This is a genomic window from Epilithonimonas lactis (assembly GCF_900110605.1).
In the GTDB taxonomy this organism is placed as follows: domain Bacteria; phylum Bacteroidota; class Bacteroidia; order Flavobacteriales; family Weeksellaceae; genus Epilithonimonas; species Epilithonimonas lactis.
This window is the reverse complement of sequence record NZ_FOFI01000002.1, coordinates 852,537-870,109: the sequence shown is the minus strand read 5'-3', so window position 1 is coordinate 870,109 and position 17,573 is coordinate 852,537. Positions and strand designations below refer to the sequence as shown.

The following is a 17,573-nucleotide window of genomic DNA, read 5'->3' as shown; positions in this document are numbered from 1 at the left end:
TTTATAATTTACCAATTAATCAATGTAACAGTTTAGCAATCAAAATAAGCATTGTTACATTGGTAGATCATTACATTATTACATTAATTATCTTTCGCCCAATTCAAACGATCGGCCTGATTGTATTGCCAAGGGGCGGCATTATTTTCCACGTTTGTCATCATTAGGTTTAATTCTTGTGGCGCGGCAGATTGTTCCATCACCAGGAATCTTCTCATTTCGAAAATAATGGATAATGGATCGATAAGTACCGGACAAGCTTCTACGCAAGCATTACAAGTGGTACAAGCCCAAAGTTCTTCTTTGGTAATATAATCATTGACCAGTTTTTTTCCGTCTTCAACGAATTTTCCACCGTTTTTGTTGATGTTCTTTCCGACTTCCTCCAGGCGATCTCTGGTTTTCATCATGATCAACCTTGGTGATAATTTCTTCCCTGTGATATTGGCCGGACAAACGGAAGTACAACGACCACATTCTGTACAAGAATAGGCACTCATCAATTGATGTTGATCGAGGTCGAAAATATCCTCAGCTCCAAATTTTGACGGAACTTCTGTTGCGCCTTCTGCCGGAGCAGCGTATGGATCTGCATTTGGATCCATCATTAATCTGATTTCCTTGGTAACAGAATCGAGATTATTGAATTTTCCCTTTTTCTCAAGATTGGCAAACCAAGTATTCGGGAAAGCCAAAATGATATGAAGGTGTTTTGAATAATAGAGATAATTCATGAAGAACAAAATCCCGACAAAGTGAAACCACCAAGCGGATTTCTCAATGATATGAAGAGTTTCTACACTAAAATTCTGAAAGAATGGAAATATGTATTTCGAAATAGGAAAATTGCCTCCGAAGCGATTGGTATCAGCATAATAATCTGCACCATTCATCGTGAAGAAAGCAACCATCAAAGCAAACTCGATGATCAAAATCCAATTCGCATCATTCTTTGGCCAACCAAAAAGCTCTTTCATCGTCAGTCTTTTCACGCCGTAGAAATTTCTTCTAATGAAAAATACCACGACTGCAATCACTACCAACAATGCTAAAACTTCCAAAGTGGATGTGAAAAAACCATAGAATGAATCACCTAAAATACCTTGTAAAAACCGATGCGTTCCGAAAATACCATCAATGATGATCTCTAATACTTCGATATTGATAATCACAAATCCAACATAGACAAAAATGTGTAAAATCCCTGCAATCGGGCGTTTCACCATCTTACTTTGTCCAAGCGCGACTCTGGACATGATCGCCCATCGTTCTGCTCTTCTATCGGTTCTGTTGATTTCTCTTCCTAATTTGATATTGCGATAGATCTCTTTCAGACTTTTAAAGAACAGTCCGAAACCAGCAATTAAAAGAATCAGGAAAATAGCATTATCAATATATTGCATAGCTTATTTTTTGTCTGCGTTTTTACCAAAAACAGAGAAGTTGACATATCTCTTAGGATTAACTTTGAAGTCTTCCACCAACTCATTCAGGTTCTTGGAGGTCTTCGTAAGATTGTTGTAAAGCTCTTCATCTTTCGCCAATTTACCAAGCGAACCTTCGCCGTTTTGTATGCCGGAAATAACGTTATTCAGTTTGCCAGCCGTTTGGTTGAACTGATCGATCGTTCCATTCAATTTATCAATGTCCACACGTTCTGCAACAGAGCCATATTTGTCCAAAGTTTTGTTGGCCGTCAACATTGCTGCATTCGCATTGGCAACTACCTCATGCAAACCTTTTTCGTTGTTTGCGAGAATAGAGTTCGTTCTATCTGACGCACCTTTAAAAGATTCGATGGTTCTATTAAGATTTGAAAGCAACAATTTGATCTCTCTTCTGTTCTGCTCATCAACGATCTTGTTTGTACTTGCAAGCGTTGAATCCAACTTCAATAGAACGTTTGACAATTGATCTTTCACTGGTTTTACCTGAGAAGATAAAGAGTTAAGCATTGACAATTGATAATTTCCTTTCAAAGTATCACCATCTTTGGCAGTATTTCCACCATAGAAAAGATTAATCTTCAACTCTTTTCCGGACATCAATCCTGGTTCAAAGATCTCCACGGTTGAATTCCTTGAAAACTCGAATGTATCATCGATTGTAAGTTTTACCACGAAATGTAATTTGCCGTCTTTGGTGGTCAAAGGTTTGATCTCATCGACCTGACCGACCTTCAATCCATTGATAGAAACTGGATTGGAAACAGAAAGCCCTTCAACGTTATCATATTTTGCGTAGAAGACATTGTCTGTCGTGAAAAGGTTTTTCCCTTTCATAAATTGATACAATACAACGAAACCTATAATGGCAAAAATGGCGATGAGCCCTGTTTTTAATTCTTTACTTAACTTCACGTTTGTAGATTTTACTAATTAGCAAATATAATGAATATTGATTTTATAATGGATATAAATAAAAAACAACAAAAGCGACAATTATGCCGCTTTTGCTTGTTGTAATATATTTTGAAATTATTGTTGAGGATTCCTGTCCCAAACGTCAATTCTGTAATCTTCGATCTTCGCATTATCCTGAAGACTCTTCAAGAGTGCACCAGTGAATTGCTGAGAATTCTGCTGCGTGATAGATTCTGTGATCTGCTTGATATCTCCTGGCAACTTGTTGGTTGTCACAGATTTTTTAACCACCAAATAAACACCAGTCATCCCTTCGATCGGCTGAGATAATTTGTTTGCCGCAACTCCGAACGCTGCTCCAGCAACTTTTGGCTCCATCGCTCCATTTACAGAAGGATTGAAGACATTGATCGTAGCACTAGCTTTGGTTGTTCCCAATGCTTTTGCAGCTTGGTCTAGAGAAGCATATTTTCCAGCGTTGATCTTCTCAAGGATCTTCTTAGCAAGAACTTTATTTTTTACAATCGGTTCGATTTGATCTCTTACCGTTTCTGGATCTGCAAGACCTTCATCCTGTTTTCCAACCACGTAAGCTACGATTCTGTCGCCAGTTCCTTCTACAGTGAAGATATCTGTGTCTCCGATTTCTCTCTTCTTATCAAAAGCCCAAGCAATCACCTCAGCATCTTTGTCCGATCCAATACCTGGAAGCGTTCCTTGGAATCTTCCTACAGCTTTAGGATTATCAAATCTGTATTTGTTTTTCTCTGCTAAGTTTTTGAATTGGTTAAAGCTTTTGCCTTGCGTTTGCTGAATGAATCTTGTTGCTTGAGTCAGAACTTGATTTTCAGTTTTGTCAGACGCTTTGATATTTTTAGCCAAGTGAGCAATCTTATAGGTCATTGCCCCACTTTTCTTGTCTTCAACATTGATAATGTGGTATCCGAAAGCGGTTTCTTGCAATCCTGTAGAACCTTTAGCATTGTTTGCCAAGAAACTTAGATATCCTGGAGCAAACTGGCTTTCTGGAGTTGTCCAACCCACGCTTCCGTTTCTTTCTACTGCATTTGGCTCATCAGACAATTTAAGTCCTTCGGCAAATTTCGCTGGGTCAGCTTTGATCACTGCCATCAAACTATCTGCTGTTTTCTTAGCTGCTTCTTTCGTTCTAGTAGCTGTCGATCTCTCTGCACCTTTGTAAGAAATCAAGATATGTTTTGATAATGTAGAGTCTGACGCTTTTTTATCCAATAATTTTGAAACAACGTAAAGCGTTTGCTCTTTGTAAGGTCCAAAAGTTTGTCCAATCGCAGCCGTTGCAATTTTATCTTTCAACTCAGTTGGCAATTGAGTTGGGCTCACGTATTGAGGAATGAAAGGCACATCAGAATTAAGCTCTACAAACATAGAATCATTCGTCGTATTCTGGAAGTTTTCTGCACCGTTGGAAGCATCTGTTCCTTTAAGGAAAAGTTTGTTGATCTCATTAAGAGTTGCAGCATCATCCTGAGCACTTGGTGCTGCTGGGAAATAAGCATAAGCAATATTTCTGCTAGCCGTAGCTTTGAATCTTGTTGGATGTAGTTTGATGTAATCTGCAAGATCCTGAGTCGTTACTTTTACGTTGTTCTTCTTAGAGAATTCTAGGTAATCAACTTTCACGAAATCAATATTTGCCATCTCATCACGGAACTTCACCATCAACTCAGCTTCTTTTTTGCTGGTTGTGATTCCCGAAGTCACATTTCCGAAAAGCATTCTAGCCATCATTCTGTATTCGATAGCCTTTTTGTTTTTCAACCAAAATGAGTAAGCCTCTGGCTGTGCAGCTTGAGATTTTTCTATATCCGTTTTAAGTTGTTGAACTTTGAAATTTCCTTTTTCATCAAAATATTGTTGATTCTGAGCGAAAATAGGATCATACTGAATTTGACTCCAAAAAGTATCATCTGAAAGCGTCAATCCTGTTTTTTCAAATTGTTGTTTGATCAGTTTTGACTGCACAAGGATCTGCCAAGCCTGCTCTTCCAAACCTTTTGTCGGCTGGCCTTGCTGCTGAGCCTGTTGCTGCATGATGAACAACTGGTCATTGTACTCGTCTCTTGTGATATCTTCGCCATTGACCTGTCCAAAAACATTTGGATTCTTTGAAAATAATTTGTCAAAGGTATCTGCGTTGAAAAGAAATGCAAACAATCCCAAAGCTATTACGCCTAACAGAAGCCATGATCTTTTTCTAATTTCGCCTAAAATTGCCATTTTATAGTATGTATTTATAATAGTGTGCGAAAATACATATTTTTAACAGAATAGGAAAATTATTTACAGACAATTGCAAATGTGTAAGATAAAATAAAAAAAACCTCTAAAAATTAGAGGTTTCTGAGTTATTTGTCATTCTTTTTATCGAGCATTTTATCGCGCATTTTTCCTTCTGTTTGGAAAAGCGTCAGTACTTGTTGCGGCGTGAGAATCTTCAGAAATTTATCCGCATAAGTTTTTCTGTTATTGAGGAGTTGTTGCCCAACGTCAAAGCTTTGATTCAGCCTTTTTGTGGCCTCTTCATCAGAAAGATTATCAAGATTTTTATCTACGTGGAACTTCTCCTTGATCTGTTTCTGATTATTCTGATATTCTGCGTACAGTGTTTTGAACTCATCTTGTTTTTCCTTAGAGATATCAAGATCGTCGATCACAATATTTTCTTTCATATTCTGAAGGAAAACACCTCTATCTTTTACCGACATGCTGCTTACGGCTTCCTTTTTCTCCTGCATGTTCATGGATTTCCATTCAGATGTCCTAGGAATCGTCTGTCTCTGTGTAGAGCCTGAAGGCGACAATGAACTAGATGGCGCACTTCTATACGATGGACTGGTTGTAGTGGCTCTTCCAGAAGTGTTTCCAGAATTCCGACGTTGACCTTTGATGGTGTGCGCTGAGGAAAATCCGGCAATCAAAACAATTAATAAGAATTTATTCATTTTTCTGATTTTTAATTAATTATAAAGATCAAGATACACGTCCTGTTCGCTATTTCTATCAATGTCTTTCAACTGGTCCGGCGTGAAGGCCGCTAAAACTTTTTCTACATCAAGCTCAGATTTTTTGTTTGTCCCGACAGCGTAATCTTGTCTGTCCGTAATGATTCTATCTGAGGATGTTACCGTTTTCGTGTTAGATGAAGCTATAGCAGATGTTGTCTTCAACTGTTTTGATTTTGAAGTTTCATGTTGCACTTCCGTTGGAACATCATTTTTTGCAATCAAATCAGCTGAAGTCTCGTTTGCTGGTTGTTCTATTTTATAAACACTATCCACAATTGGTGCCTGTTGGGCCATCGTCACTTCTGGATCATGATTGAATCCGAAAAAAGCAGTTAGACCAGCGATCAAAACGACTGCTGCGGCGGCCATCCATTTGAAATCAAGAGCGAAAACTTTTGTTTCTTTTTTCACGACCACGGGATTTTTCCCCATAGTTTGTGAAATGACATTCGCCTGCATCTGTTTGAAAAAATCCTCGGAAGGTTCCGGATACGGCGTTTTTCTGTTTAGTTTTTCTATATCGATTTTCATTTCCTTTTATTTTTTTAAAACTCTTGCGAGTAATTGTCCTTAATATAACTTTCTACTTTGTCCTTGGCGTAGTGATAATTCGTTTTACAGGTTCCGACTGACATATCCAGAATCTTCGAAATCTCCTCATAAGGCAAATCATCATAATACCTCATATTGAACACCAATTTCTGTTTCTCTGGCAATGTCTGAATCGCCTTTTGCAAAAAAACCTGAATCTCCTCAGCATCTTGTCCCGCATTATCCGCTACAAGATTCTGCATATGATATTCCGCATCTTCATCTGTCTTTTTCATTCGGTTCATTTTGTTGAGCGCTTGCAAAGCCTCATTGGTAGCAATTCTGTACAACCAAGTGTACAATTTGCTATCACTTTTGAACTGATGAATATTCTGATACGCCTTGATAAATGCATCCTGCAAAACATCCTGAGCACCGTCGTGGTCGACAATCAACCTACGGATATGCCAATAGAGACGACTCTGATAAGCATCCATCATCGCACGCAAACCTTTCTCTACCGTTTGAGGTGCAGTTAGCAGGTTTACAATTTCCTCATCTTTGAGCTTCATTCAGATGTTTCGTAGTTTTGATTAAAAAATAAGACCAAAGTTAAATTATTTTTTCAATTTCTTTGGATATAGCTAAATCTAAAATCGAGCCTCAAATATTATTGATCAAATCCAAATCTTCAAATCCTTATCTTTGTTCTTATGAAGACAGTAATCATCGGCTCGGGAAATGTGGCCTATCATTTGGCAAAAGCTTTCACTCAGAATAATATTAAGGTTCATCAAATCTATGGACGAAACGAAATTGAACTTTCGAAAATTTCAAATGAGTTTAATATTCCTTATTCGAATGAAAATCTTGAGGATGCGGAACTTTACATCATCGCTGTTTCGGATTCCGCGGTTGAAAATATTTCTGAATTAATTGAAAATGAAAATGCGCTCGTTGCTCATACTTCGGGTTCTCTGCCTAAAGAAATTTTGAAAGGCCATTACCGAAAGGCAAGTTTCTATCCTTTGCAGACTTTCTCAAAAACCAAAGATCTGGATTATTCCAAAATCCCGTTTTTCATTGAAGCTGATAATCAAATTGATGAAAAATCTCTGTTTGAATTGGCTTCCATCATTTCTGATAATGTGGAAGTTTCAACTTACGAAAAGCGAAAATACATTCATCTGACCGCCGTTTTCGCTTGCAACTTTGTGAATCATCTGTTTGCAAGAGCTAAGGAAATTTCGGATTCTCAGGATTTAGATTTTAATTATTTCATTCCTTTAATTAATGAAACCGTTGAAAAGATTCATCATCTCGACCCAAAATTTGCGCAAACCGGACCGGCTGTGAGAGGCGACGAAAGAGTTTTGAAACTCCACGAAGAATTGATTAAAAACGACGAGCAACTCCATATTTATAAAACGCTGAATGAATCGATTAAAAAAATGTATCAATAGTTCTGTAACATTTTAAAAAATCCTGCACTAATTATTCAGAAACAAAAAATATAAAATATGAAATCTCTCAAAAAATTGTTCATCATTCCAATACTTTTATTTGGATTTATAGCTTCGGCACAGCAAACTGCGAATCGCTTTTTTTATGAATTAAGTTTCAAACCAAAAAAAGATTCTGCGAAAATTGATAAAGTGATGACGACGCTTGATATCGTTAAAGATAAATCGATCTACCAAGACTTTACTTTTCCAGCCCAGGATTCTATCATAAAAGTAGCCGTGGAAGAAATGGAAAAAACGAAAACTTGGAAAGACATTTCCAAAATGATCAAAATGCCAAAATTCTCGTACAAGATCACCAAAGCTTATCCTTCCATGCTTGAGACTTACAGCGATAGAATCAGCAGAAATCTTTTTGGATATGAAGAAAACATTAAGTTTGATTGGAAAATCACAACAGACAAAGAAAAAATCGGAGAATACAATACTCAGAAAGCAACTACGGAATTTGGAGGCAGAAAATGGACCGCTTGGTTCGCAACGGAAATTCCTTTCCAAGATGGACCATATAAATTCTACGGATTGCCAGGACTTATCGTAAAAGTGGAGGACGAAGGTAAAAATTACTCTTGGTTGCTATCTGGAAACAAATCGATAAAAGACTGGAAAGAATTGACCTATGCCGAAGAACTGAATGCAAAATTCGGAATGAGCAATGAATTGAAGATCATTCCAAAAGATAAATTCGAGAAGTCCTATGCAGCTTTCAAACAAGATCCGATGGCAGAAGCAAGAACTCAGGTTCCACAAAATATGCTTAGTATGAAAATGCCGGGCAGCGATGTCACCATTGGTGAAGCTTTGAAAACACAGGAAAAGATGTTGAAAGATTTCTTCAACAGCAACGACAATCCAATAGAGGTTCAAACCACGACAGACAAAAAGAAAAAATAAAATCACAAACCGGGAAATTAACTTCCCGGTTTTTTTATGATTAATATCCTTATTTAGATTTATTTAAAACAAGCTATATTTGCAGTTCTAAAATCGATAAGTTTTGCAAAACAAACATCCTGATAAATTGTGCTGCTTCCCCAAAAACAAATTGGGAAAGATCACAGGCTACGACAATGATGACCTGCAGATGCCTACAAAAATAATGGAAATGGGACTTCTGCCGGAAACCTCATTTCAAATTCTCTATCAAGCGCCATTCAACGGTCCGCTTTATATCGAATATGGCTCTGAGAAAACAAGAGTTGCACTGAGAGAACAGGAAGCAAAATTCATCAAAGTAGAAGTGTTGGGATAATGCAGAATCAGAAAAACAAGAAACAAATTCTATTGGTCGGAAACCCGAATGTGGGGAAATCCACACTTTTCAATAGTCTTTGCAACAGAAAACAAAAAACCGGAAACTACGCTGGCGTTACCGTTGCGAGCCTTTCCGGAAACTACACTTACAAAAATGAGGAAGTAGAAATCACCGACCTTCCCGGCTCTTACAGCATCTACCCGACTTCCGAGGATGAAGCGATATTTTCCAGATATTTGATTCAGGAGCAGGAGAATTATGCTGGCGTTTTGTACATCGCAGATGCCATCAATATGAAGCGAAGTTTGCTTTTGTTTCAGCAGATTCAGGATTTGGGAATTCCAATCTTGATGGTCGTGAATCAAATTGATGAAGCGGAAAAACGTGGTATTAAAATCAACACTGGTGCGCTTTCCAAGAAACTGAATGTCGATATTCTAAGAACGAATGCGAAAGAACATTTGGGGATTGAAGAAGTGCGTGAGGCTATTTTTAATAATCAATTCAAAAAATCTTCCCAAAGCACTTTTGAAATTCCGATTGAACAAAGAGGCTTGGTGCACAAGATTGCTGAAAATACAAAAGACCACAATCTTTACAAAATCTGGACACTTCTCGCGGCCGACACTTATCTCGGAAAGATTGAAAGAATCAACGAAATCATCAGCCAAGAAGATGCAAAATGTAATGTTCCAAAACGTCTTCAAATTCAGGAAACGGTTCGACGTTATCAGAATATCGACAAAATAATCTCTGAAACTACAGAAAAAACACCTCAGAAAAAACAATTGCTGACGGAGAAACTCGACCGGATTTTGGTTCATCCAATTTGGGGTTATTTGGTTTTTCTTTTGATTTTATTAATCATATTTCAAAGTGTTTTCTTTTTGGCAGAATATCCGATGAATTGGATAGAAGGCGCGTTCAGTTGGCTTTCCGATTTCTCTGGAGAGAATCTTCCCGAAGGTCCAATCAATTCATTGATTTCAAATGGAATTGTGCCAGGAATCGGAGGCATCGTGATTTTTGCGCCACAGATTGGGATTTTGCTTTATTTCCTTTATCTCCTCGAAGATTCCGGCTATATGGCGAGAGTTATCTTTCTAATGGACAGATTCTTAAGACCTTTTGGACTTAATGGAAAAAGTATTGTTCCATTGGTTTCCGGAACAGCTTGTGCCATTCCGGCAATTATGTCCACGAGAAACATCGAAAATATCAAGGAAAGATTGATTACCATTCTCGTAACGCCTTTTATGACTTGCTCTGCGCGGTTGCCTGTTTACAGCATCATTATTGGATTGATTATTCCTGACGAGAATTTTTATGGGATAAAATACAGAGCTTTGGCACTTTTGGCAATGTATCTTCTAGGTTTCGGAATGTCATTATTTTCTTCATTGATTCTTAAAAATTTAATCAAAACCAAAGTCAAAAGTTTCCTGGTAATGGATTTACCGACTTACAAAATGCCTTTGTTTGGCTATGATTTCAAATTGGTTTTAGGTAAAGTTTGGGAATTCATCACAGGTGCGGGAAAAGTGATTTTTGCAGTCAGCATTATTTTGTGGACTTTGAGTTATTTTGGACCATCAGAAAAGACAAATCAAACGATTGCTTCTGATGTGAAGTTGGAACAATCTTATCTGGGAAAAATCGGTCGCTCTATGGAACCAGCGATTGCACCTTTGGGCTACGATTGGAAAATGGGCATCTCAATTTTGACAAGCTTCGCGGCGCGGGAAGTTTTCGTAGGAACTTTGTCAACGCTCTACAGTTTGGACGAGGAAGCGCCGGAAGGCCGATTGATTGAGAAAATGCGATTGGACGTTCATCCAAATGGTGAGAAGGTTTTCAGCTTTGCGACAGGCGTTTCGATTTTGCTTTTCTATGCTTTTGCAATGCAATGTATTTCCACAATAGCGGTAGTTTACAAAGAAACCAGAAGTTTGAAATGGACAATGTTGCAGACTTTTGCAATGACAATTTTGGCATACTTTTCGGCACTTGTTGCCTATCAGATTCTGAAATAATTTTCAAGAAAAATCATTAAGGAAAATTTAAAAAATGGAAAACTCAATCATCATACAGTACGCAATCATCGGATTATTGGTTTTGGGAGCATTGTATTTCATTTTTAAGAAATTTGCCAAGACATTTTCCAAGAAAGACAGCAAAAACTGTGGTCCTGATTGTGGGTGTTCTTAATTGAAAAAAGCTTAATTTTAGCTTCAAGAATTAAGGCTGTTGAAACAATCTTTCACTTTTATCCTGCTCACTTTCTGCATTTTCACATCTGCACAAAACGACAGCATCAATAGTCAAGTGATTTCCTATGACGACAAGATTATGCTTCGATTGAATATCGATACGAATACGAACGAACTCGTCATTTCCTCCCGAGACCTTCTCGTAGAACCAAGATTGGCGCTCAACAATCAGATTAATACGACCTTTGGGATTGATTATAAATTTATCAGTGCGAGTATCTCTTTTGCCCCAAAATTTATTCCCGGTAACAACAACGATTTAAAGGGAAAAAGCAGTTTTACGAGTTACAATTTTAGATTTTTCCCGAAAAATTTCATTCAGACGCTTTCCTATAAAAACAGCAAAGGTTACTATCTAAAAAACACCCACGACTACGTTGCCGATTGGAGAAAAAACAAAGACCCGTATTTGACTTTTCCGAATTTGAGGTTTCAAAGTTTCGGTGGTTCCACGTCTTATATCATTAATAAAGATTTTTCGCTCCAGGGAATTTACTATCAAAAAGAATGGCAAACGACGAGTAGTGGCAGTTTTGTTCCGGCTTTCAATTATGAGTACGTGATATTTTCCGACATTCAGGATGGAACAAAATCCCGTGAGAGACGCTTGGATTTGAGTCTCGACCTTGGTTATCATTACAATTATCTTCTTACCAAAAATATTAACGTTGCCCCTTTTATCTACGGCGGATTGGGGAAAAGATGGAGCAATTATAAAAATGATGTGAGTTTAAATGAAAGAGACAAGGACAATTATTTCACTCAAAACTTTGGTGCGGGATTGCATTTGGGTTACAATTCTGAGAAGTTTTTTTTCGGTTCTAAGTTCAATTATTCCGGAAATCATTACAAAGACAACGACTCAAATGTGACCGAAAATGATTTTTACGTTCTCTTTTTCATTGGTTATCGACTAAATGCGCCGGCAAAAGTGAAGAAGATTTATGATAAAATTCAAGACAAAATTCCTGCGTTGTAATCTTTGGTTAAATTTAAAATCACTTCTTTTTAATACATTTGCACTCAAAATACAAAAACCTTAAAATCAAAAAATGTCATTAATAAAATCAATCTCCGGAATCCGGGGAACCATCGGCGGAAAAGTAAACGATAACCTGACGCCTCTTGACGTGGTGAAATTTGCTTCTGCCTTCGGAACTTGGCTTCAGAACAATAAAAATAAAAAAGATTTAACGCTTGTCATCGGTCGCGACGCGAGAATTTCCGGTCAAATGGTTTCTTCGCTTGTTGCATCGACTTTGCAAGGTTTGGGAATCAATGTGGTGGATTTGGGACTTTCCACAACGCCAACCGTGGAAATTATGGTTCCTGAATTGAAAGCTGACGGCGGAATCATCCTGACCGCTTCTCACAATCCAAAACAATGGAACGCTCTGAAATTGCTTAATGAGAAAGGCGAATTCATCAGTGGTGAAAATGGTGCAGAAGTTTTGGCTTTGGCGGAAAACGAAGATTTCAATTATGCGGAAGTGGATGATTTGGGAAAATATGAAACCAGAGACGACGCTTTCGATATTCACATCAAACAAATTTTAGATTTACCAACAGTTGATGTTGAGGCGATAAAAGCTAAGAAATTCAAAGTTGTGCTTGACGCTGTTAATTCTACCGGAGGAATTTCTATTCCACCACTTTTAGAGAAATTGGGCGTTGAAGTTATCAAGCTTTATTGTGAACCAAACGGACAATTTCCCCACAATCCAGAACCTTTGAAAGAGCATCTTGGCGACATCTGCGAATTGGTCATCAAGGAAAAAGCGGATATGGGAATCGTGGTTGACCCAGACGTTGACAGACTGGCTTTGGTGGACGAAAAAGGAGAAATGTTCGGCGAAGAATACACGTTGGTTGCCGTGGCAGATTACCTTTTGAAAGATAAAAAAGGCGTGGCAATTTCCAACCTTTCTTCCAGCCGAGCATTGAGAGATGTGGCGAAAGGACTTGATTCAGAATATTTTGCGAGTGCTGTTGGCGAGGTGAATGTGGTGACCTTAATGAAAGAAAAAAATGCTATCATCGGTGGTGAAGGAAACGGTGGAATCATCTATCCAGAGCTTCATTACGGAAGAGATTCTTTGGTTGGTGTTGCTTTATTTTTGACTCATTTAGCGAAAGAAAACAAAACGGTTTCTGAATTGAGAGCAACTTACCCAAGTTATTTTATGGGTAAAAAGAAAATCGAATTGACGCCGGATATCGACGTTGATGCTTTATTAATCAAAGTTCAGGAAGAATATAAAAACGAAGAAATCTCAACCGTTGACGGTGTAAAAATCGATTTCCCTGAAAACTGGGTTCACCTCAGAAAGTCAAATACAGAACCGATTATCAGAATTTACACTGAGGCGTTTTCTCAGGAAGAAGCGGATAAATTGGGCGATGATATGATTGCGAAAATTAGAAGTTTGATATAAAATTAAAGGAAGCAAAATTTGCTTCCTTTTTTATTTCAATTAAATCGCTTCTTTATAATAAGCCACAAACTCCCGAAAAATGGAGTAGAAATCCCTCAACTCAAAATAATCCGGGCTTGCACTTTCAATATTCTCAAATCCTTTCTTTCTGAATAATTTCTTGGTTCTGGTCTGATGAAAATATTGCGAAACAGAAATCGCACTTTTGAAATTCAAACTATCCATCATTCTAATCGAATTCTCAACCGTCTTCTCCGTATCATTTCCGAAATTATCAACTAAAATTTTCTCGGTCGGAATTTTATTTTCAATCAAATATTCTTTCATCTTTTTTCCTTCCCAAAAGCCTTCTTTTCCCAAACCACCGCTAACGATAATTATTTTAATTCTATTTTGATTGTAAAGTTCCAAGCTTTTATCAAGCCGGGCTTTTAATCTTTCGGACAAAGTTCCATCCTTATTCACTTTATTTCCAAGAACGATGGCAACATCTGCGTTTGTCTTTTTATCATTCAATCCATCAATCGTAATATAAATTGAGTGAGCCAAAAACCAAACAATCAGAATGACAAAAATCGATTTAATAACAATGAAAAATCTCTTCATTAGAAATCCAATTTAAAGCATTTAGAGCCAAAAGCAATCAGCCATTTGCCAAAAGCAATCTAATACTGCATCTTCCTCAACTTCTTAGAAGTCGCGCCAATAAACAATGCCGTCAAAACCGTCATCGTTCCGCCGAAAACCACAGAACGCACAACGCCCATCAGTTTTGCCGTCAAGCCACTTTCAAATTGCCCAAGTTCATTACTCGACATTATGAAAATCGAATTCACACTCAAAACCCGACCACGGATTTCCTCAGGCGTTTTCAACTGAACAATCGTTCCACGGATGACAACACTTATTCCGTCCAACATTCCGCTTAAAACAAGAAACGCAAACGACAACCAATACATTTTCGACAATCCAAATCCAATGATACAAAGGCCAAAACCAGTCGCCACAAAAAGCAATATTTTCCCTTGATTTTTACGAAGCGGAACCAAAGAAAGCGTAATGATAATAATCATCGAGCCAATATCCGACGCCGCGTTCAGCAATCCAAACCCTTCGGAGCCAACTTTTAGAATATCACTCGCAAAAACCGGAATCATCGCCACCGCACCACCAAAAAGCACTGCAAACATATCCAACATTTGCGCGCCCAAGATTTCCTTCGTCTTATAAATGTACGCCAAACCTTCCTTCATACTTTCAAAAACCTTCACGTCCTTTTTCGTATTCTCAGAAAATTGTTTATTTATCGTCCAGAAAAACAGCGACGACAAAACCATACAACTCACAATCACCACCAGAGTCCATTTTATCGTAATCAACGCAATCAAAAATCCTCCCAAAGCGTGACCAGAGACCGATGCAATCAAAAATGTCGCTTGATTTAGCGTCACCGCATAAGGCAGATTTTCCTGCTTCACAATTCTCGGAATCATACTCGGAACCAGCGGTCCCAAAAACGAACGACAAATCCCAGTAAAGAAAATAACGGCATAAATAAAATGAGTGATTTCGTGTCCGGTAAAATGTAATTTATGACCAAGAAAAGCCGGAATCAAGAGCAAACTGATGAGGACCACATACGCATAATTGCAAATCAAAAGCAGTCGTTTTTTCTCATTCATATCGATGACGTGACCAGCGTAAAGCGCACAAGAAACAGCAGGAATCACCTCCGAAAGTCCAATCAGGCCAATTGAAAACGGGTCTTTCGTCAATTGATAAACCCACCAGCCGAGCAAAGTCGCCAGCATCCGGAATGCGATGATTAGGAAAAATCTACCTGTGAGAAGATGACGAAATTCTATATTTTTTAAAACCCGAAGCGGTGTGAATGAAACCATTATGCAAAAATAGTTGATAGCTCGCAACTGGCATTCGATTTTCGGGAAATAATTTGGAAAGATGGATTTTTAGGAGCTTGATCCCGCTATCCACTATATCTTTTTTGCCATTGCGAACGACATTAATACAGCATTGAACGTTTCAACAATCGCAATGACAAAAAAGGATGCCGTTCCTATCGGGGCTATGGTATTGGTCGGTCTATTGAAGATTCGGTAACATCTACTGACATTTCCAAATTCTAATATTCAGATTCTTAGTAATAGTAATATTCGGGAGAACTGTTGTTAACGAGCGAAACAAGCAAAGCAACAAACGCTGTCATTCCAGCCACTGAACCTACAACAATCGCCGTTGTGCCACCAGGATTATTCTTTTTAATCACACGAATATCATTCTTCGCAATCGTCACTTCCTGACTGTTTGCCACTGCGACAATCTTGTTCTCATCCATAGATGAAACTCTGGCTTTGTATTTAGGTTTACCGTTTTCGTAAAAAGTGTATTTCTTTCCCGTCTGTACTGCGGAAAAATTGTCTTTGTTCAAAGTACTTCTGTAGATGGTTGTGGTACAAGATTGCAAAAGGATGAGCAAAGCAATCAGAAAAGAAAAAGTTCTCATTGTAAATTTAGTTTTTCCAAATATAAAGCAATTTTTCTATCATTTGCAAGCCTTGGAATCTTGTTTTGTCCGCCCAATTTCCCTTCAGATTTGGCATAATCCTGGAAGGCATTTTTCTTCAATTTTGTGATGACCAAAGGTTGCAGAATACTTCCGGAAATCAAATCATCATAATACGTATTTCGTTTTCTGAGTTGCAAATCCAATTCAGATTTGAACGCTTCAAAACTTTCCGGCTCTTTTTCAAACTCGATAAACCATTCGTGGTAAGGCAAACCTTGCGCAGGATTTACTTGTGGTGCAAGATGGAATTCGGTGATTTGTGCCGGAAATTTCTCAACCGTTACTTTCAATGCCTCCTCGACTTCAAATGCAATCACGTGTTCACCAAAAGCGGAAGTGAAATGTTTCGTCCTACCAGAAACCAAAATTCTGTGCGGATTTTTATCAATGAATCTCACCACATCGCCAATGGAATATGCCCAAAGCCCGGAATTGGTTGTCAAAATCAAGGCGTAATCTTTATTGAGTTCCACATCTTTCAGCGTCAATCTTTTGGCATTTGCTTTCCCGAATTCTTCTAAAGGAACAAACTCATAAAAAATCCCGTGATTCGTCAATAGCAACAAGCCTTCTTTCGTATAATCATCCTGAAACGCAAAAAATCCCTCCGACGCTGGAAAAGTCTGAACGATATCGACAGGTTTTCCCAGCAATTCGTTCATCTTATCTCGGTAAGGTTCGTAATTCACGCCACCAGTTATGATTAATTGAAGGTTAGGAAAAATCTCTGTGATTTTCTTTCCGTGACGGTCAATCAGTTTTTCAAAGTACATTATCAACCAAGGCGGAATCCCGGAAATCAAGGTCATATTTTCTTTCTCGGTTTCCTCTACGATTTTATCGATTTTGGTTTCCCAATCTTCGATGCAGTTGGTTTCCCAGCTTGGCAATCTGTTTTTCTGAAGGTAATTTGGAATGTGATGCGCCACGATTCCAGACAATCGTCCGTTTTTGATGCCATTGATTTCTTGCAATTCTGGTGAACCTTGCAGGAAAATCATTTTTCCACCAACGAAATCTGCGTTGTTTTTCTTGGCAATATAATGGAAAAGTGCACTTTGCGCCCCACCAATTTGGTAAGGCATTGCTTCTTTGGAAATCGGAATGTATTTGGCACCGGAAGTTGTTCCTGAGGTTTTCGCGAAATATTCTGGCAAATCTGGCCAAAGGATTTTGGATTGTCCTTTTTTGACTTTCTCGATGTAAGGTTTCAAATCTTCGTAATCTGCAATCGGAACGTTATTTCGGAAATCATCAATAGTCTTTATCCCTTCGAATTGATGTTCTCTTCCGAACAAGGTTTTTTCCGCCGTTTTGACAAGTGAAAGCAAGAGCTCTTCCTGATTCTTTACCGCATTGGTTTTGAAATCTTTTGTTTTGGCGATATGTTTTTTGGCCCAGATGAGCGCGATATTTTTCTTGATAAAATCCAACATCATTAAGAATTTTCGGTTGTCAAATTTATGAACAATTCTTTATGTATAATTATATATATACAATCTTTGTCATTCCGTAGGAATCTCAGCAGTCTAGATTCCTACGGAATGACAAACTTCTTATTC

At 38.1% G+C, this 17,573-nt stretch carries 17 protein-coding genes; 7 read left to right on the top strand and 10 right to left on the bottom strand.

Annotated features, from left to right (window positions below; translation table 11 throughout):
• Positions 1-83: 83 nt before the first annotated feature.
• The 6 genes from BMW39_RS09300 to BMW39_RS09275 all read right to left on the bottom strand — a co-directional run bounded on the left by BMW39_RS09300 (position 84) and on the right by BMW39_RS09275 (position 6,513).
• Positions 84-1,403: a (Fe-S)-binding protein gene (locus tag BMW39_RS09300; protein WP_034974037.1), complete on the bottom strand. Its 1,320-nt coding sequence runs from the start codon at positions 1,401-1,403 to the stop codon at positions 84-86.
• A 3-nt stretch (positions 1,404-1,406) separates the two neighbouring features.
• Positions 1,407-2,360 (bottom strand): MlaD family protein, encoded by a 954-nt coding sequence (locus BMW39_RS09295; RefSeq protein ID WP_034974036.1) that lies wholly within the window; start codon positions 2,358-2,360, stop codon positions 1,407-1,409.
• Positions 2,361-2,477: 117 nt separating this feature from the next.
• The gene (locus BMW39_RS09290; RefSeq protein ID WP_034974034.1) at positions 2,478-4,622 is read right to left on the bottom strand and encodes a peptidylprolyl isomerase; all 2,145 of its coding nucleotides are present in this window, start codon (positions 4,620-4,622) and stop codon (positions 2,478-2,480) included.
• A 128-nt stretch (positions 4,623-4,750) separates the two neighbouring features.
• Positions 4,751-5,347 carry a hypothetical protein gene (locus tag BMW39_RS09285; RefSeq protein WP_051879851.1) on the bottom strand — a complete coding sequence of 199 codons (597 nt, stop codon included), beginning with the start codon at positions 5,345-5,347 and terminating at the stop codon, positions 4,751-4,753.
• A gap of 15 nt (positions 5,348-5,362) precedes the next feature.
• Complete coding sequence (locus BMW39_RS09280) at positions 5,363-5,941, bottom strand: hypothetical protein (protein ID WP_034974032.1); 579 nt, start codon at positions 5,939-5,941, stop codon at positions 5,363-5,365.
• Positions 5,942-5,955: 14 nt separating this feature from the next.
• The gene (locus tag BMW39_RS09275) at positions 5,956-6,513 is read right to left on the bottom strand and encodes an RNA polymerase sigma factor (protein WP_034974030.1); all 558 of its coding nucleotides are present in this window, start codon (positions 6,511-6,513) and stop codon (positions 5,956-5,958) included.
• A gap of 141 nt (positions 6,514-6,654) precedes the next feature.
• Here BMW39_RS09275 and BMW39_RS09270 point away from each other — a divergent pair, with 141 nt between their 5' ends.
• The 7 genes from BMW39_RS09270 (at position 6,655) to glmM (ending at position 13,424) form a co-directional block, all read left to right on the top strand.
• On the top strand, positions 6,655-7,404 hold the full coding sequence (locus BMW39_RS09270; protein WP_034974028.1) for a Rossmann-like and DUF2520 domain-containing protein: 750 nt from the start codon (positions 6,655-6,657) through the stop codon (positions 7,402-7,404).
• 57 nt (positions 7,405-7,461) lie between these two features.
• Complete coding sequence (locus BMW39_RS09265) at positions 7,462-8,358, top strand: GLPGLI family protein (RefSeq protein ID WP_051879850.1); 897 nt, start codon at positions 7,462-7,464, stop codon at positions 8,356-8,358.
• 103 nt (positions 8,359-8,461) lie between these two features.
• Positions 8,462-8,716: a FeoA family protein gene (locus tag BMW39_RS09260; protein WP_034974026.1), complete on the top strand. Its 255-nt coding sequence runs from the start codon at positions 8,462-8,464 to the stop codon at positions 8,714-8,716.
• Entirely contained in the window at positions 8,716-10,752 is a 2,037-nt protein-coding gene (feoB, locus tag BMW39_RS09255) for a ferrous iron transport protein B (protein ID WP_034974024.1), read from the top strand. The genes BMW39_RS09260 and feoB overlap by 1 nt, the downstream gene beginning before the upstream one ends.
• A gap of 34 nt (positions 10,753-10,786) precedes the next feature.
• Positions 10,787-10,927 (top strand): FeoB-associated Cys-rich membrane protein, encoded by a 141-nt coding sequence (locus BMW39_RS19155; RefSeq protein ID WP_117596574.1) that lies wholly within the window; start codon positions 10,787-10,789, stop codon positions 10,925-10,927.
• A 39-nt stretch (positions 10,928-10,966) separates the two neighbouring features.
• Positions 10,967-11,968, top strand: a complete 1,002-nt coding sequence (locus tag BMW39_RS09245) for a DUF4421 family protein (protein ID WP_034974023.1) — start codon at positions 10,967-10,969, stop codon at positions 11,966-11,968.
• Between the two features lie 73 nt (positions 11,969-12,041).
• Complete coding sequence (glmM, locus tag BMW39_RS09240) at positions 12,042-13,424, top strand: phosphoglucosamine mutase (protein ID WP_034974021.1); 1,383 nt, start codon at positions 12,042-12,044, stop codon at positions 13,422-13,424.
• Positions 13,425-13,463: 39 nt separating this feature from the next.
• Here the strand turns inward: glmM and BMW39_RS09235 are convergent, their stop codons facing one another.
• The 4 genes from BMW39_RS09235 to BMW39_RS09220 all read right to left on the bottom strand — a co-directional run bounded on the left by BMW39_RS09235 (position 13,464) and on the right by BMW39_RS09220 (position 17,447).
• Positions 13,464-14,030, bottom strand: a complete 567-nt coding sequence (locus tag BMW39_RS09235; protein WP_034974019.1) for a YdcF family protein — start codon at positions 14,028-14,030, stop codon at positions 13,464-13,466.
• Positions 14,031-14,089: 59 nt separating this feature from the next.
• Positions 14,090-15,325 (bottom strand): MFS transporter, encoded by a 1,236-nt coding sequence (locus tag BMW39_RS09230; RefSeq protein ID WP_034974017.1) that lies wholly within the window; start codon positions 15,323-15,325, stop codon positions 14,090-14,092.
• Positions 15,326-15,582: 257 nt separating this feature from the next.
• Entirely contained in the window at positions 15,583-15,948 is a 366-nt protein-coding gene (locus BMW39_RS09225; RefSeq protein ID WP_034974015.1) for a hypothetical protein, read from the bottom strand.
• Complete coding sequence (locus BMW39_RS09220; protein WP_034974013.1) at positions 15,945-17,447, bottom strand: GH3 auxin-responsive promoter family protein; 1,503 nt, start codon at positions 17,445-17,447, stop codon at positions 15,945-15,947. The genes BMW39_RS09225 and BMW39_RS09220 overlap by 4 nt, the downstream gene beginning before the upstream one ends.
• Positions 17,448-17,573 lie beyond the last annotated feature (126 nt).

What these genes read in the sequence shown, in the direction of transcription:
- BMW39_RS09300 (WP_034974037.1), bottom strand. Translation starts at nt 1,403, where the DNA reads ATGCAATATATTGATAATGCTATTTTCCTGATTCTTTTAATTGCTGGT.
- BMW39_RS09290 (WP_034974034.1), bottom strand. Translation starts at nt 4,622, where the DNA reads ATGGCAATTTTAGGCGAAATTAGAAAAAGATCATGGCTTCTGTTAGGC.
- BMW39_RS09285 (WP_051879851.1), bottom strand. Translation starts at nt 5,347, where the DNA reads ATGAATAAATTCTTATTAATTGTTTTGATTGCCGGATTTTCCTCAGCG.
- BMW39_RS09280 (WP_034974032.1), bottom strand. Translation starts at nt 5,941, where the DNA reads ATGAAAATCGATATAGAAAAACTAAACAGAAAAACGCCGTATCCGGAA.
- BMW39_RS09275 (WP_034974030.1), bottom strand. Translation starts at nt 6,513, where the DNA reads ATGAAGCTCAAAGATGAGGAAATTGTAAACCTGCTAACTGCACCTCAA.
- BMW39_RS09270 (WP_034974028.1), top strand. Translation starts at nt 6,655, where the DNA reads ATGAAGACAGTAATCATCGGCTCGGGAAATGTGGCCTATCATTTGGCA.
- BMW39_RS09265 (WP_051879850.1), top strand. Translation starts at nt 7,462, where the DNA reads ATGAAATCTCTCAAAAAATTGTTCATCATTCCAATACTTTTATTTGGA.
- feoB (WP_034974024.1), top strand. Translation starts at nt 8,716, where the DNA reads ATGCAGAATCAGAAAAACAAGAAACAAATTCTATTGGTCGGAAACCCG.
- BMW39_RS19155 (WP_117596574.1), top strand. Translation starts at nt 10,787, where the DNA reads ATGGAAAACTCAATCATCATACAGTACGCAATCATCGGATTATTGGTT.
- glmM (WP_034974021.1), top strand. Translation starts at nt 12,042, where the DNA reads ATGTCATTAATAAAATCAATCTCCGGAATCCGGGGAACCATCGGCGGA.
- BMW39_RS09235 (WP_034974019.1), bottom strand. Translation starts at nt 14,030, where the DNA reads ATGAAGAGATTTTTCATTGTTATTAAATCGATTTTTGTCATTCTGATT.
- BMW39_RS09230 (WP_034974017.1), bottom strand. Translation starts at nt 15,325, where the DNA reads ATGGTTTCATTCACACCGCTTCGGGTTTTAAAAAATATAGAATTTCGT.
- BMW39_RS09225 (WP_034974015.1), bottom strand. Translation starts at nt 15,948, where the DNA reads ATGAGAACTTTTTCTTTTCTGATTGCTTTGCTCATCCTTTTGCAATCT.
- BMW39_RS09220 (WP_034974013.1), bottom strand. Translation starts at nt 17,447, where the DNA reads ATGTTGGATTTTATCAAGAAAAATATCGCGCTCATCTGGGCCAAAAAA.